13 protein-coding genes and 3 pseudogenes are annotated in these 14,296 nt (G+C 52.2%); 6 read left to right on the forward strand and 10 right to left on the reverse strand.

Features of this window, described 5'->3' with window-relative positions; all coding sequences use genetic code 11:
* Positions 1 to 130 precede the first annotated feature (130 nt).
* Together sul2 and F1325_RS16005 are read left to right on the forward strand one after the other, a co-directional pair.
* Positions 131 to 946 (forward strand): sulfonamide-resistant dihydropteroate synthase Sul2, encoded by an 816-nt coding sequence (sul2, locus tag F1325_RS16000; RefSeq protein WP_001043260.1) that lies wholly within the window; start codon positions 131 to 133, stop codon positions 944 to 946.
* A gap of 86 nt (positions 947 to 1,032) precedes the next feature.
* Entirely contained in the window at positions 1,033 to 1,335 is a 303-nt protein-coding gene (locus F1325_RS16005; RefSeq protein ID WP_000251875.1) for a phosphoglucosamine mutase, read from the forward strand.
* Between the two features lie 175 nt (positions 1,336 to 1,510).
* Here the strand turns inward: F1325_RS16005 and F1325_RS16015 are convergent, their stop codons facing one another.
* From F1325_RS16015 to F1325_RS16040, 6 genes and pseudogenes are all read right to left on the reverse strand, one after another.
* Positions 1,511 to 3,004, reverse strand: a complete 1,494-nt coding sequence (locus F1325_RS16015) for an IS91-like element ISCR2 family transposase (RefSeq protein WP_001120888.1) — start codon at positions 3,002 to 3,004, stop codon at positions 1,511 to 1,513.
* Between the two features lie 111 nt (positions 3,005 to 3,115).
* Positions 3,116 to 3,592 (reverse strand): annotated as a pseudogene (locus F1325_RS16020) (glutamine-hydrolyzing GMP synthase); the annotation flags it as partial.
* 56 nt (positions 3,593 to 3,648) lie between these two features.
* Entirely contained in the window at positions 3,649 to 4,509 is an 861-nt protein-coding gene (gene estT, locus F1325_RS16025) for a macrolide hydrolase EstT (RefSeq protein WP_077782102.1), read from the reverse strand.
* A 17-nt stretch (positions 4,510 to 4,526) separates the two neighbouring features.
* Positions 4,527 to 5,663, reverse strand: a complete 1,137-nt coding sequence (tet(X), locus tag F1325_RS16030) for a tetracycline-inactivating monooxygenase Tet(X) (protein WP_044502094.1) — start codon at positions 5,661 to 5,663, stop codon at positions 4,527 to 4,529.
* 23 nt (positions 5,664 to 5,686) lie between these two features.
* Positions 5,687 to 6,064 carry a hypothetical protein gene (locus F1325_RS16035; RefSeq protein WP_044502095.1) on the reverse strand — a complete coding sequence of 126 codons (378 nt, stop codon included), beginning with the start codon at positions 6,062 to 6,064 and terminating at the stop codon, positions 5,687 to 5,689.
* A gap of 383 nt (positions 6,065 to 6,447) precedes the next feature.
* Positions 6,448 to 7,947 (reverse strand): annotated as a pseudogene (locus F1325_RS16040) (Tn3 family transposase); the annotation flags it as partial.
* An 85-nt stretch (positions 7,948 to 8,032) separates the two neighbouring features.
* Between F1325_RS16040 and F1325_RS16045 the strand changes: the two are divergent.
* Entirely contained in the window at positions 8,033 to 8,785 is a 753-nt protein-coding gene (locus F1325_RS16045; RefSeq protein ID WP_000602738.1) for an IS6 family transposase, read from the forward strand.
* Positions 8,786 to 8,895: 110 nt separating this feature from the next.
* Here the strand turns inward: F1325_RS16045 and F1325_RS19585 are convergent.
* From F1325_RS19585 to aac(3)-IVa, 3 genes and pseudogenes are all read right to left on the reverse strand, one after another.
* A pseudogene (locus F1325_RS19585) lies at positions 8,896 to 9,201 on the reverse strand (AAC(3) family N-acetyltransferase); the annotation flags it as partial.
* A 5-nt stretch (positions 9,202 to 9,206) separates the two neighbouring features.
* Positions 9,207 to 10,232: an aminoglycoside O-phosphotransferase APH(4)-Ia gene (gene aph(4)-Ia, locus F1325_RS16055; RefSeq protein ID WP_000742814.1), complete on the reverse strand. Its 1,026-nt coding sequence runs from the start codon at positions 10,230 to 10,232 to the stop codon at positions 9,207 to 9,209.
* A gap of 228 nt (positions 10,233 to 10,460) precedes the next feature.
* Entirely contained in the window at positions 10,461 to 11,237 is a 777-nt protein-coding gene (gene aac(3)-IVa, locus F1325_RS16060) for an aminoglycoside N-acetyltransferase AAC(3)-IVa (RefSeq protein WP_001199192.1), read from the reverse strand.
* A 113-nt stretch (positions 11,238 to 11,350) separates the two neighbouring features.
* On the opposite strand from aac(3)-IVa, the gene F1325_RS16065 reads away from it, so the two are divergent.
* Positions 11,351 to 12,055 carry an IS6-like element IS26 family transposase gene (locus F1325_RS16065; RefSeq protein WP_001067855.1) on the forward strand — a complete coding sequence of 235 codons (705 nt, stop codon included), beginning with the start codon at positions 11,351 to 11,353 and terminating at the stop codon, positions 12,053 to 12,055.
* 93 nt (positions 12,056 to 12,148) lie between these two features.
* Positions 12,149 to 12,496 carry a LysR substrate-binding domain-containing protein gene (locus F1325_RS16070; protein ID WP_001016278.1) on the forward strand — a complete coding sequence of 116 codons (348 nt, stop codon included), beginning with the start codon at positions 12,149 to 12,151 and terminating at the stop codon, positions 12,494 to 12,496.
* Between the two features lie 136 nt (positions 12,497 to 12,632).
* Here F1325_RS16070 and F1325_RS16075 read toward each other — a convergent pair whose 3' ends face one another.
* Positions 12,633 to 13,448, reverse strand: coding sequence for an APH(3')-I family aminoglycoside O-phosphotransferase (locus F1325_RS16075; protein ID WP_160230712.1), 816 nt, complete (start codon positions 13,446 to 13,448; stop codon positions 12,633 to 12,635).
* A 129-nt stretch (positions 13,449 to 13,577) separates the two neighbouring features.
* Here F1325_RS16075 and F1325_RS16080 point away from each other — a divergent pair, with 129 nt between their 5' ends.
* Positions 13,578 to 14,282, forward strand: a complete 705-nt coding sequence (locus F1325_RS16080; RefSeq protein ID WP_001067856.1) for an IS6-like element IS26 family transposase — start codon at positions 13,578 to 13,580, stop codon at positions 14,280 to 14,282.
* The last annotated feature ends 14 nt before the right edge of the window (positions 14,283 to 14,296 follow it).

Here is a 14,296-nt window from a genome sequence, read left to right on the forward strand (position 1 = left end):
TCCAGATGTATGCTATTCTGCTCCTGCAGCTAATGGATCACCGCAAACAGGTTACTCGCCTGGGGATTCCCTTTCGACCCGAGCATCCGTATGAGACTCATGCTCGATTATTATTATTATAGAAGCCCCCATGAATAAATCGCTCATCATTTTCGGCATCGTCAACATAACCTCGGACAGTTTCTCCGATGGAGGCCGGTATCTGGCGCCAGACGCAGCCATTGCGCAGGCGCGTAAGCTGATGGCCGAGGGGGCAGATGTGATCGACCTCGGTCCGGCATCCAGCAATCCCGACGCCGCGCCTGTTTCGTCCGACACAGAAATCGCGCGTATCGCGCCGGTGCTGGACGCGCTCAAGGCAGATGGCATTCCCGTCTCGCTCGACAGTTATCAACCCGCGACGCAAGCCTATGCCTTGTCGCGTGGTGTGGCCTATCTCAATGATATTCGCGGTTTTCCAGACGCTGCGTTCTATCCGCAATTGGCGAAATCATCTGCCAAACTCGTCGTTATGCATTCGGTGCAAGACGGGCAGGCAGATCGGCGCGAGGCACCCGCTGGCGACATCATGGATCACATTGCGGCGTTCTTTGACGCGCGCATCGCGGCGCTGACGGGTGCCGGTATCAAACGCAACCGCCTTGTCCTTGATCCCGGCATGGGGTTTTTTCTGGGGGCTGCTCCCGAAACCTCGCTCTCGGTGCTGGCGCGGTTCGATGAATTGCGGCTGCGCTTCGATTTGCCGGTGCTTCTGTCTGTTTCGCGCAAATCCTTTCTGCGCGCGCTCACAGGCCGTGGTCCGGGGGATGTCGGGGCCGCGACACTCGCTGCAGAGCTTGCCGCCGCCGCAGGTGGAGCTGACTTCATCCGCACACACGAGCCGCGCCCCTTGCGCGACGGGCTGGCGGTATTGGCGGCGCTGAAAGAAACCGCAAGAATTCGTTAACTGCACATTCGGGATATTTCTCTATATTCGCGGTTCAGCAGGCATGTCCCCTTTGAGGGCGACCCGACGACAGGATAATCGACCTTATGGTGCGCAAATATTTCGGCACAGACGGTATTCGTGGCAAAGCCAACGAAGGCGCGATGACGGCGGAAACCGCCTTGCGCGTCGGCATGGCGGCTGGCCGTGTCTTTCGTCGCGGTGACCACCGCCATCGTGTCGTGATCGGCAAGGATACGCGCCTGTCGGGCTATATGCTTGAACCCGCGCTCACAGCCGGTTTCACCTCGATGGGCATGGACGTATTCCTTTTTGGCCCGCTGCCGACAACGTATAGGAAGAATAAACGCCCTTTTCACCCAAGTCCAACAGCTTTGGACCGCAGTTGACTCTTTCGACACCCCTGCGATGCAACCCAATCCGGCTGACGGGGAGCCAGCAACGCTGAAAATTTACCCTCCTCTTTCCCACTAGCGGCTCCTTTTCCGACAACCAGCACGGCGGATCCCTGCCGCGGCGCTGTGAACGCAGCATTTTGATTGGTATCGTTGGCCTTCAGGCTCGTCAGTCAAACAGACCCAGGAGCAGCTCAGCCGGTGGCGCCCGGCTTTCGGGTAACGCCCTGGTCCCGCTGGTTTCGGCTTTGTGCTTCAGGTGATCAAGGATCTGCTTGATCACTATAGGGTCTTCAATGCAGGCGATGACTTTCATGGCGCCGCCGCAGCCGCTGCAGGTCTCGATGTCGATATTGAAAACACGCTTGAGCCGTTGCGCCCATGTCATCGACGCTCGCCGTTGTGCTGGTGTTGCCGGTTCATCAGCCACCCTGACCTTGTTGCCCCTGCCCCGTTTTGCCGGCGTGACCAACGCCCGGTGCCGACTGTTGGGTGCGAACACCCCGTGGAAGCGGGTTAGGTTGACTCTGGGCTTCGGTACCAGGGCGGCCAGCCTTGCAATGAAATCCAATGGTTCGAAAATGACGTGCGTGGTGCCGTCCCGGTACGGCGTCTTGAGCTGGTAGCGCACGTTGCCGCCTCGTGTTAACGACAGCCGCTTCTCGGATACCGCCGGGCGGCTGATGTACCGGCACAGCCGTTCGAGCTTCTTGCGTTCATCGGCCCTGGCCGCCACGCCGGCGTGCAGGCTGGACCCGGCTACCTTGCCAATCCCGTCACCGAACGGATCACCACTGGTCGGCAGAGTTTGCAAAGTGAACACCTTTCGCCCCGCCTGTGAACCGACAGCGATACGGTAAGTGATCGAGTGCCCCAGCAGGGGTGTCATCGGGTCGTCATCCACCGCATCCGAGGCCAGATAGCTGTTTTCGACATCCCGTTCCAGCAGGCCTTGCCGTTCCAGATAGCGACCCACCCGGTGGGCGATGGTGTGCGTCAGCTGGGTGAGCTCTGGGCTGGTCGGCGCCTTGACCCAGCGGAAACGCGCTGAGCCGTGGGATTGCTCGACATACACACCGTCGAGAAACAGCATGTGGAAGTGAACATTCAGATTGAGCGCCGATCCAAAACGCTGGATCAGGGTGACCGCGCCCGTCTTGGCCACTTGGTGGGTATGGCCCGCTTTCTTGACCAGGTGCGTGGCAATGACGCGGTAAACGATGCCCAGCACCCACCCCATGATCTCGGGCCGGCTGGCAAACAGGAAACGCAGCTGAAACGGGAAGCTCAACACCCACTGACGCATGGGTTGTTCAGGCAGTACTTCATCAACCAGCAAGGCGGCACTTTCGGCCATCCGCCGCGCCCCACAGCTCGGGCAGAAACCGCGACGCTTACAGCTGAAAGCGACCAGGTGCTCGGCGTGGCAAGACTCGCAGCGAACCCGTAGAAAGCCATGCTCCAGCCGCCCGCATTGGAGAAATTCTTCAAATTCCCGTTGCACATAGCCCGGCAATTCCTTTCCCTGCTCTGCCATAAGCGCAGCGAATGCCGGGTAATACTCGTCAACGATCTGATAGAGAAGGGTTTGCTCGGGTCGGTGGCTCTGGTAACGACCAGTATCCCGATCCCGGCTGGCCGTCCTGGCCGCCACATGAGGCATGTTCCGCGTCCTTGCAATACTGTGTTTACATACAGTCTATCGCTTAGCGGAAAGTTCTTTTACCCTCAGCCGAAATGCCTGCCGTTGCTAGACATTGCCAGCCAGTGCCCGTCACTCCCACTCAATAGTTGCCGGCGGCTTTGAGGAAACATCGTAGGTTACCCGCGAAATACCGGGAATCTCATTAATGATGCGGCTAGAAACCGTTTCTAAAAACTCATACGGCAAGTGTACCCAGCGCGCTGTCATAAAATCGATAGTTTCTACTGCGCGCAATGCCACCACATACTCATAGCGGCGGGCATCGCCCACTACGCCAACCGACTTCACTGGCAAGAATACAGCGAAGGCTTGGCTGGTTTTGTGATACAGGTCAGCGGCATACAGCTCTTCGATAAAGATGGCATCAGCCAAGCGCAACCTGTCGGCATATTCTTTTTTTACTTCGCCAAGAATACGCACACCCAAGCCAGGGCCAGGGAAGGGATGACGGTAAACCATGTCGTAGGGCAGACCTAACTCCATACCGATCTTGCGCACCTCATCTTTAAACAGCTCGCGCAGCGGCTCCACCAGCTTGAGCGTCATAACACATTGATATTAGCTTCAATCTCTAAACCGTTGATTTGGAAATACATAATACCCTATTTGTTCATTCTTTTGTTATTTGTTGTATGTTGCGTTATTCCATCAATAATTTTATTCCAATCTTCGAAATGTAGTTCGTGTCCGGTTCCATCAAGCGTTATTAGTTTTGAGCCGTTTATCTTTTCAAGTAAAACTGCTGAATTCTTAAAATGCCATATTTTATCGTCCGTTCCGTGTACAATTAAGGTTGGTTGATTGATTTCGCTCAATCTGTTCCAGTATTCTTCACCACCTTGCAGTGCCGCATGATTGAACATACTTATATAGTTATTAGCTCTTTTAAATTCGGCTCTAATCAGTTTTTCACTTCTTTGTTTGTCAAATTGTTTCCTGCCGCTCATCAATTCAGCACCTTGAATTAAATAATTTGCCACACTGTCTTCATTTGTCCAATCTACGGTTTCAGCTTTTCCGTGAAAATCTAAAATACGCGTATCCATTTCAGGAATTGTGGGGTCTGAGTCGCCCCAAGGACCTGATGAGATTAGTGTTATTGAACTTACCCTGTCGGCATATTTTATTGATGCTATTTGAGAAATCAGTCCGCCCAGTGAAATTCCCACAAAATTGGCTTTGACTATTTTATAGCCGTCCAAAATTGAAATAGCATCATGGGTTAAGTCAACAATATCATAGGGGGTTGAACCCGGTTCGTAATTAGTAGATTTTCCTACGTCCCTATTGTCGTAGCGAATAACAAAAAATCCCTTTTCAGATAGTTTCTGGCAAAATTCAGCATCCCAATACAACATGGATACCGTTGCTCCCGCAATCAAGAGTATTGCCGGATCTTTTTCACATCCAAAACTTTCGGTAAAAAGTCTTATTCCGTTTTTTTTAACTATTTTCTCTTTCATTTCCTCGCCTTTCTGTTTTATAGATTCATTAGTTTTTGGAAAGAAAAGTCGAGGCTGAACATTTCCGTTTCGTTTATTATTGATTCTGCCTGTGCTTCTCTTCCATAAGCAAACATTTGCTGTTCATAATTTTCAATAGCCTCTTCAATGCTGTTAAATTTCCCATTGGTCAGATTATCCGACAATATCAAGGCATCCATCAACCCACTGTTTACGCCTTGTCCTGCAAAAGGAGGCATCAAATGAGCAGCATCTCCAATCATCGTTATGGGTAATGGACGCTTACTTTTCCAAGACTTATCTAAGGGAAATATTCGTGTCGCTAACCCTACAAAAGATGATGTCAAACGAATCAGTTCTTTGTAGCGTTCGTCCCAATCGGAAAATTTTTTCAGGAGAAAATCAACGACACTATTTCTGTCTTGAAAATCTACCCGCGTTTTGCTTTTCCATTCATCAGGTGTTTTAAAACTTATTCCAAAATGCAATGCACCATTATTATTAGGATTCGCAAATAATAAATTACCTTGATGAGCAGCCATTAGCCGGTTTCCATTGCAAAGCTGAAAAAATCCAGGACAGTTCACCTCCGGTTGATGAATATCGGCTTGTATATTGAAAGTACCTGTTTCTTCAACTTCCGTGTCGGTAACAAATTTTCTTACTTTAGACATTCCACCATTGGCAATAATAACCAGATCTGCTGTTTCACTCGATTTATCCTCAAAAGTTAGTATCCACTTCTCCTTATCAGGTTCAAGGGTAACAAGTTTTCTATCCCAAATGACGGTATCATTTTGTAAACTATTTAATAGGATAGTCCTTAAGTCATTTCTGTTTATTTCAGGATTGTCAAAACGATTTTCGGGTCTTACATTTTTTGTGGTTAAAATATTGCCCTTTTCATCAACAATATTTACACCCATTGGTAAAGCTAAGTCATAATAAGTTTGTAACAATCCCGCTCTTTTCATTGCTTCCTGTCCCGAATCCCTGTGCAGATCAAGTGTCCCACCAAAAATCCTTGCATCTTGGTCTTTGTCTCTCTCGTAAACTGTAATGTCCACGCCGTTTTGCTGTAACAATCTCGCCATTGTTAATCCAACAGGCCCGGCACCAATTATTGTAATTTTTTTATGTTTTAGTAAAGTCATATTCTTGTTCGCTGGTTTTAATGTCAACTAATGTCTGTCAATTTAATCACTTTGTTTTTTTTAAATTCAAACACGGATTTTCCTGATAACTTTAGCTTTTGCCCTTTTTTTAAGCCGTTCGGAAAGTCAATTGCTAAAATTGCTGTATAATCAATTTCTATTTCAGTGCTGTTGTCAAAATGCCTAAACGATTTAACTGTCTGTGTTCTCTTTGCAAAGTATGTTTTTGCTGTTTCTGCCTGTTGTTTAAACGCTGTTAACCCTTTCAGCGATAAACTTATATCATTATTTTGAATGTTTTCAAAAACAATATTATCGTCAAGGTCTGCAACCATTTTTTTGATATCAAATTGGTTGTATCCATCGATGTAGTTATTGATGATGTTTACTCTGTCGGTCATATTTTGTAATTATTTATCGGTTACATATTGGTGTTGTCTGTAGGTTGTTCTACGATAATTGCCAACTTTTAACTTCTATACGAAGGAACATGTTGGGATACTTGAACTTTCGATTTAGCGCCAACACGAGCAAACCGAAGTTAGCACCTACTCTCTATTCAGCATATTTTTTAAAAATACTTGTGGCAATGTGTCCGCCAAAACCAAAAGTATTACTCATTGCGTAATTCACTTGCCGTTGTTGTGATTGGTGTAACGTCAAGTTAAATATATCCCTATATTCAGGTTCAATATCTACCGAATTGATTGTTGGCGGAACAATGTTATTCTGAACAACGTATAGGAAGAATGGGGTCGTTTGCGGGAGGGGGCGGAATCCTACGCTAAGGCTTTGGCCAGCGATATTCTCCGGTGAGATTGATGTGTTCCCATCCGAGCGGCGAAACATGGGCCAAGAGATCGGGCGATAGCAGCTTTCCATCGCGTTTCTGGTTTGCAACGACCTCGCCGAGCTTCATGGTGTTCCAGAAGATGATGATGGCGGCGAGCAGATTCATGCCGGCGATGCGGTAATGCTGGCCTTCGGCGGAACGGTCGCGGATTTCACCGCGGCGGTGGAAGCTGATTGCCCGCTTCAGCGCATGATGAGCTTCGCCTTTGTTGAGCCCGATCTGGGCACGCCGTTGGAGTTCGGCATCCAGAATCCAGTCGATCATGAACAGGGTGCGCTCGACGCGACCGACTTCCCGCAGGGCTGTCGCGAGCTCGTTCTGCCGCGGATAGGAGGCGAGTTTCCGCAGAATCTGGCTTGGCGCGACGGTCCCGGCAGCAATGGTGGCGGCGATGCGCAGGATGTCGGGCCAATTGCGCTCGATCATGGCTTGGTTGACCTTTCCGCCGATCAACGCTCGCAGGTGCGCCGGGGCGGCCGACGGATTGAACGCGTAGAGCCGTTTGGATGGCAGGTCGCGGATGCGCGGAGCGAACCGGTAGCCGAGAATGGCACATGCGGCAAAGACGTGATCGGTGAAGCCGCCCGTGTCGGTGAACTGCTCGCGGATATGGCGTCCAGCATCGTTCATCAGCAGGCCATCGAGGATGTAAGGCGCTTCGCTTGCCGTTGCAGGAATCACCTGGGTTGCGAACGGCGCATATTGGTCGGAGACGTGGCTATAGGCTTTCAGGCCCGGGGTATTGCCATATTTCGCGTTGACCAGGTTCATGGCCTCACCTTGCTCTGTAGCGACGAAGAACTGTCCGTCGCTCGAAGCCGACGTGCCCATGCCCCAGAACCGGGCCATGGGTAACGCTGCCTGTGCCTCGACCACCATGGCCAGCGCCCGGTCATAGGCTTCGCCCTCGACATGCCACCGTCCAATGCGGATCAATTCCCAGAAGGTGTGGGTGTTTGTCGCATCCGCCATTTTGCGCAAGCCGAGGTTGATCCCTTCCGCCAAGATAACGTTCATTAGCCCGATCCGGTCAGCGCAGGGTGCTCCTGTGCGCAGATGGGTGAACGCTTCGGTGAAGCCGGTCGCCGCATCCACCTCCAGCAGGAGATCGGTGATGCGCGTGGGCGGGATCTGCTTGTAGAGATCGAGCACCAGATCTTCGGCGCCTGTCGGCGCGGCGGCTTCGAGTTTCTCGATATGCAGAACGCCGTTTTCAATCGACCCGCCCGGGATCGTGCCTGCGCGAGCGGCACGGCCAAGCTCGCGCAACCGCATGTCGAGGCGAGCTTGCCGGTCTGCCAGCCATTCCTCCGGCCGCAATGGCACAGCGAGACGACCGCCTTCCGCGATGGATTGTGCCGGAACGAGTGCGTGTTTCAGATCGCCATAGCGCCGGGACCTAGTAAGCCAGACATCTCCGGAGCGGAACGCATGGCCTTGTCGCAAATTCTTCAGGTTAACTCGATGTTGACCATGGGGAGAGAAGTTGCCGCTCCTGATATTGCGGAGCGAGCCGATGATTTTGAATACCATTGCCGAAAAGCTGAAGCGCCAGTCGAAGGATGATTTCAAGGGCAGGCATTTCGAGGCCTGGCTGATTGTACAGGCGGTTGCCTGGTACTTGCGCTACCCGCTCAGCTATCGTGACTTGGAAGAGATGTTTCGCGAGCGGGGCTTCGAGGTCGATCATAGCACGATCAACCGCTGGGTATTGGCTTATGCACCTGTCATCGAGAAACGGCTGCGGCAGTTTCGTCGACCCCATTGCGGCTCGGTCCGGATTGATGAGACCTATGTCAAGATCCGCGGCAAATGGCGCTATCTGTACCGAGCCATCGATAAGCATGGCAATCCGGTGGATTTCCTGCTGACCGCTAAGCGCGATCTCGACGCTGCCAAGCGGTTCTTCCGAAAGATGCTTAAAGATGAACCCTTGTTGTCGCCGAACAGGATTGGGACGGACGGGGCCAACACCTTCCCGTCAACGATCAAAACGTCGGTTGATGATGGGCTTCTCCATCCCGATCCCGTGCATTATGTGACCAAACATCTCCAGCAGGGGATTGAGAGCGACCATTTCCGGGTGAAGAAGAACATGCCGAAGATCGGCGGTTTCCAATCCTTTAACACGGCGCGGCGAACCATCGCGGGTTTCGAGGCGATGCTGTGGCTGCGGAAGGGCTTTGGCTTTTCAGGCGGCTGGACCGTCAATGACCAGAATGATTTGCTTGCGCGCCTCTTCGGACTGCAAAAGGTTAACAAAGCATGAAAATACCGGCCTTGGCTGGGTGATAGCTGCCTCCAAAAGTGTTTGCGACACGCCCGGAACAATTCAGCCACTGCACCCATGTTCCGAGTTGGTGTGGTTTGCGGATCGTATGCCGGCATCTCGTTGCGCAAGATCTGCACCCAATCGGCAGGCACGGGCGGCGATCTCCAATCTGCGGGATCAGTCAGATCACCCGAGTGCGTGGGCATGACAATCGTGCCCTGGGGACCAACACAATCCAGAAGGGCCTGAATCACTGCGACCGGCCCTCCCGCGACCCAGCCGAGCGAGCTTAGCGAACTGTGGACGAGAACTGTGCCACCAAGCGTAAGGCCGTTCTCTCGCATTTGCCTTGCTAGGCTCGCGCGAGTTGCTGGCTGAGGCGTTCTCGAAATCAGCTCTTGTTCGGTCGGCATCTACTCTATTCCTTTGCCCTCGGACGAGTGCTGGGGCGTCGGTTTCCACTATCGGCGAGTACTTCTACACAGCCATCGGTCCAGACGGCCGCGCTTCTGCGGGCGATTTGTGTACGCCCGACAGTCCCGGCTCCGGATCGGACGATTGCGTCGCATCGACCCTGCGCCCAAGCTGCATCATCGAAATTGCCGTCAACCAAGCTCTGATAGAGTTGGTCAAGACCAATGCGGAGCATATACGCCCGGAGCCGCGGCGATCCTGCAAGCTCCGGATGCCTCCGCTCGAAGTAGCGCGTCTGCTGCTCCATACAAGCCAACCACGGCCTCCAGAAGAAGATGTTGGCGACCTCGTATTGGGAATCCCCGAACATCGCCTCGCTCCAGTCAATGACCGCTGTTATGCGGCCATTGTCCGTCAGGACATTGTTGGAGCCGAAATCCGCGTGCACGAGGTGCCGGACTTCGGGGCAGTCCTCGGCCCAAAGCATCAGCTCATCGAGAGCCTGCGCGACGGACGCACTGACGGTGTCGTCCATCACAGTTTGCCAGTGATACACATGGGGATCAGCAATCGCGCATATGAAATCACGCCATGTAGTGTATTGACCGATTCCTTGCGGTCCGAATGGGCCGAACCCGCTCGTCTGGCTAAGATCGGCCGCAGCGATCGCATCCATGGCCTCCGCGACCGGCTGCAGAACAGCGGGCAGTTCGGTTTCAGGCAGGTCTTGCAACGTGACACCCTGTGCACGGCGGGAGATGCAATAGGTCAGGCTCTCGCTGAATTCCCCAATGTCAAGCACTTCCGGAATCGGGAGCGCGGCCGATGCAAAGTGCCGATAAACATAACGATCTTTGTAGAAACCATCGGCGCAGCTATTTACCCGCAGGACATATCCACGCCCTCCTACATCGAAGCTGAAAGCACGAGATTCTTCGCCCTCCGAGAGCTGCATCAGGTCGGAGACGCTGTCGAACTTTTCGATCAGAAACTTCTCGACAGACGTCGCGGTGAGTTCAGGCTTTTTCATATCTCATTGCCCCCGGACGAGCGTCTGCTCCGCCATTCGCCGTCCGCCGTGCCAATCGGATCAGCCGTCCAAATGCGGGATTTTCGTTAGTCGGAGGCCAAACGGCATTGAGCGTCAGCATATCATCAGCGAGCTGAAGAAAGACAATCCCCGATCCGCTCCACGTGTTGCCCCAGCAATCAGCGCGACCTTGCCCCTCCAACGTCATCTCGTTCTCCGCTCATGAGCTCAGCCAATCGACTGGCGAGCGGCATCGCATTCTTCGCATCCCGCCTCTGGCGGATGCAGGAAGATCAACGGATCTCGGCCCAGTTGACCCAGGGCTGTCGCCACAATGTCGCGGGAGCGGATCAACCGAGCAAAGGCATGACCGACTGGACCTTCCTTCTGAAGGCTCTTCTCCTTGAGCCACCTGTCCGCCAAGGCAAAGCGCTCACAGCAGTGGTCATTCTCGAGATAATCGACGCGTACCAACTTGCCATCCTGAAGAATGGTGCAGTGTCTCGGCACCCCATAGGGAACCTTTGCCATCAACTCGGCAAGATGCAGCGTCGTGTTGGCATCGTGTCCCACGCCGAGGAGAAGTACCTGCCCATCGAGTTCATGGACACGGGCGACCGGGCTTGCAGGCGAGTGAGGTGGCAGGGGCAATGGATCAGAGATGATCTGCTCTGCCTGTGGCCCCGCTGCCGCAAAGGCAAATGGATGGGCGCTGCGCTTTACATTTGGCAGGCGCCAGAATGTGTCAGAGACAACTCCAAGGTCCGGTGTAACGGGCGACGTGGCAGGATCGAACGGCTCGTCGTCCAGACCTGACCACGAGGGCATGACGAGCGTCCCTCCCGGACCCAGCGCAGCACGCAGGGCCTCGATCAGTCCAAGTGGCCCATCTTCGAGGGGCCGGACGCTACGGAAGGAGCTGTGGACCAGCAGCACACCGCCGGGGGTAACCCCAAGGTTGAGAAGCTGACCGATGAGCTCGGCTTTTCGCCATTCGTATTGCACGACATTGCACTCCACCGCTGATGACATCAGTCGATCATAGCACGATCAACGGCACTGTTGCAAATAGTCGGTGGTGATAAACTTATCATCCCCTTTTGCTGATGGAGCTGCACATGAACCCATTCAAAGGCCGGCATTTTCAGCGTGACATCATTCTGTGGGCCGTACGCTGGTACTGCAAATACGGCATCAGTTACCGTGAGCTGCAGGAGATGCTGGCTGAACGCGGAGTGAATGTCGATCACTCCACGATTTACCGCTGGGTTCAGCGTTATGCGCCTGAAATGGAAAAACGGCTGCGCTGGTACTGGCGTAACCCTTCCGATCTTTGCCCGTGGCACATGGATGAAACCTACGTGAAGGTCAATGGCCGCTGGGCGTATCTGTACCGGGCCGTCGACAGCCGGGGCCGCACTGTCGATTTTTATCTCTCCTCCCGTCGTAACAGCAAAGCTGCATACCGGTTTCTGGGTAAAATCCTCAACAACGTGAAGAAGTGGCAGATCCCGCGATTCATCAACACGGATAAAGCGCCCGCCTATGGTCGCGCGCTTGCTCTGCTCAAACGCGAAGGCCGGTGCCCGTCTGACGTTGAACACCGACAGATTAAGTACCGGAACAACGTGATTGAATGCGATCATGGCAAACTGAAACGGATAATCGGCGCCACGCTGGGATTTAAATCCATGAAGACGGCTTACGCCACCATCAAAGGTATTGAGGTGATGCGTGCACTACGCAAAGGCCAGGCCTCAGCATTTTATTATGGTGATCCCCTGGGCGAAATGCGCCTGGTAAGCAGAGTTTTTGAAATGTAAGGCCTTTGAATAAGACAAAAGGCTGCCTCATCGCTAACTTTGCAACAGTGCCATTTTAAGCGTTATGCTAAGCCCAGGAAGCCGCAGGATCTTTTGAACCACAACTGCATTAACGTCCGCTATTCTGATACGAGTGGATTGTACGCCTGGGAATTCGAGAAAGATGCTCAGAAATTCAGTCTGAAAGTCAAAGGGCAATATATTGCGAACAGCACGATTCATCAGCTCGATGCAGCATTAGACGGGCTGGGGATTGCCTATATTCCCGAGTATGTTGCAGATGGATATATCAAAAGCGGCAAGCTGATTGCTGTTCTGACCGAGTGGTGTCCATATTTTGACGGCTACCATATTTATTATCCTCACCGCCGACAGGATTCTCCTGCGTTTATGGCTTTTCTGCAAGTTTTGCGTGACAGGTACAATAATGGAATAAGATAAATTTATGAGTAAAGGATTATGTCCACGATAAGCACCTGGGTCGATTCCTGGGAGGCGGCCATGAGGGTAGGGAAGCGCCGTCCCGTCAAGTCAGCGTAATGCTCTGCCAGTGTTACAACCAATTAACCAATTCTGATTAGAAAAACTCATCGAGCATCAAATGAAACTGCAATTTATTCATATCAGGATTATCAATACCATATTTTTGAAAAAGCCGTTTCTGTAATGAAGGAGAAAACTCACCGAGGCAGTTCCATAGGATGGCAAGATCCTGGTATCGGTCTGCGATTCCGACTCGTCCAACATCAATACAACCTATTAATTTCCCCTCGTCAAAAATAAGGTTATCAAGTGAGAAATCACCATGAGTGACGACTGAATCCGGTGAGAATGGCAAAAGCTTATGCATTTCTTTCCAGACTTGTTCAACAGGCCAGCCATTACGCTCGTCATCAAAATCACTCGCATCAACCAAACCGTTATTCATTCGTGATTGCGCCTGAGCGAGACGAAATGCGCGATCGCTGTTAAAAGGACAATTACAAACAGGAATCGAATGCAACCGGCGCAGGAACGCTGCCAGCGCATCAACAATATTTTCACCTGAATCAGGATATTCTTCTAATACCTGGAATGCTGTTTTCCCGGGGATCGCAGTGGTGAGTAACCATGCATCATCAGGAGTACGGATAAAATGCTTGATGGTCGGAAGAGGCATAAATGCCGTCAGCCAGTTTAGTCTGACCATCTCATCTGTAACATCATTGGCAACGCTACCTTTGCCATGTTTCAGAAACAACTCTGGCGCATTGGGCTTCCCATACAATCGATAGATTGTCGCACCTGATTGCCCGACATTATCGCGAGCCCATCTATACCCATATAAATCAGCATCCAGGTTGGAATTTAATCGCGGCCTCGAGCAAGACGTTTCCCGTTGAATATGGCTCATAACACCCCTTGTATTACTGTTTATGTAAGCAGACAGTTTTATTGTTCATGATGATATATTTTTATCGGCACTGTTGCAAATAGTCGGTGGTGATAAACTTATCATCCCCTTTTGCTGATGGAGCTGCACATGAACCCATTCAAAGGCCGGCATTTTCAGCGTGACATCATTCTGTGGGCCGTACGCTGGTACTGCAAATACGGCATCAGTTACCGTGAGCTGCAGGAGATGCTGGCTGAACGCGGAGTGAATGTCGATCACTCCACGATTTACCGCTGGGTTCAGCGTTATGCGCCTGAAATGGAAAAACGGCTGCGCTGGTACTGGCGTAACCCTTCCGATCTTTGCCCGTGGCACATGGATGAAACCTACGTGAAGGTCAATGGCCGCTGGGCGTATCTGTACCGGGCCGTCGACAGCCGGGGCCGCACTGTCGATTTTTATCTCTCCTCCCGTCGTAACAGCAAAGCTGCATACCGGTTTCTGGGTAAAATCCTCAACAACGTGAAGAAGTGGCAGATCCCGCGATTCATCAACACGGATAAAGCGCCCGCCTATGGTCGCGCGCTTGCTCTGCTCAAACGCGAAGGCCGGTGCCCGTCTGACGTTGAACACCGACAGATTAAGTACCGGAACAACGTGATTGAATGCGATCATGGCAAACTGAAACGGATAATCGGCGCCACGCTGGGATTTAAATCCATGAAGACGGCTTACGCCACCATCAAAGGTATTGAGGTGATGCGTGCACTACGCAAAGGCCAGGCCTCAGCATTTTATTATGGTGATCCCCTGGGCGAAATGCGCCTGGTAAGCAGAGTTTTTGAAACGTAAGGCCTTTGAATAAG

The sequence above is a fragment of the Proteus columbae genome (assembly GCF_009914335.1).
GTDB lineage: Bacteria > Pseudomonadota > Gammaproteobacteria > Enterobacterales > Enterobacteriaceae > Proteus.

What these genes read in the sequence shown, in the direction of transcription:
- sul2 (WP_001043260.1), top strand. Translation starts at nt 131, where the DNA reads ATGAATAAATCGCTCATCATTTTCGGCATCGTCAACATAACCTCGGAC.
- F1325_RS16075 (WP_160230712.1), bottom strand. Translation starts at nt 13,448, where the DNA reads ATGAGCCATATTCAACGGGAAACGTCTTGCTCGAGGCCGCGATTAAAT.
- estT (WP_077782102.1), bottom strand. Translation starts at nt 4,509, where the DNA reads ATGAAAGAGAAAATAGTTAAAAAAAACGGAATAAGACTTTTTACCGAA.
- F1325_RS16065 (WP_001067855.1), top strand. Translation starts at nt 11,351, where the DNA reads ATGAACCCATTCAAAGGCCGGCATTTTCAGCGTGACATCATTCTGTGG.
- F1325_RS16015 (WP_001120888.1), bottom strand. Translation starts at nt 3,004, where the DNA reads ATGCCTCATGTGGCGGCCAGGACGGCCAGCCGGGATCGGGATACTGGT.
- F1325_RS16045 (WP_000602738.1), top strand. Translation starts at nt 8,033, where the DNA reads ATGATTTTGAATACCATTGCCGAAAAGCTGAAGCGCCAGTCGAAGGAT.
- F1325_RS16080 (WP_001067856.1), top strand. Translation starts at nt 13,578, where the DNA reads ATGAACCCATTCAAAGGCCGGCATTTTCAGCGTGACATCATTCTGTGG.
- F1325_RS16005 (WP_000251875.1), top strand. Translation starts at nt 1,033, where the DNA reads ATGGTGCGCAAATATTTCGGCACAGACGGTATTCGTGGCAAAGCCAAC.
- F1325_RS16035 (WP_044502095.1), bottom strand. Translation starts at nt 6,064, where the DNA reads ATGACCGACAGAGTAAACATCATCAATAACTACATCGATGGATACAAC.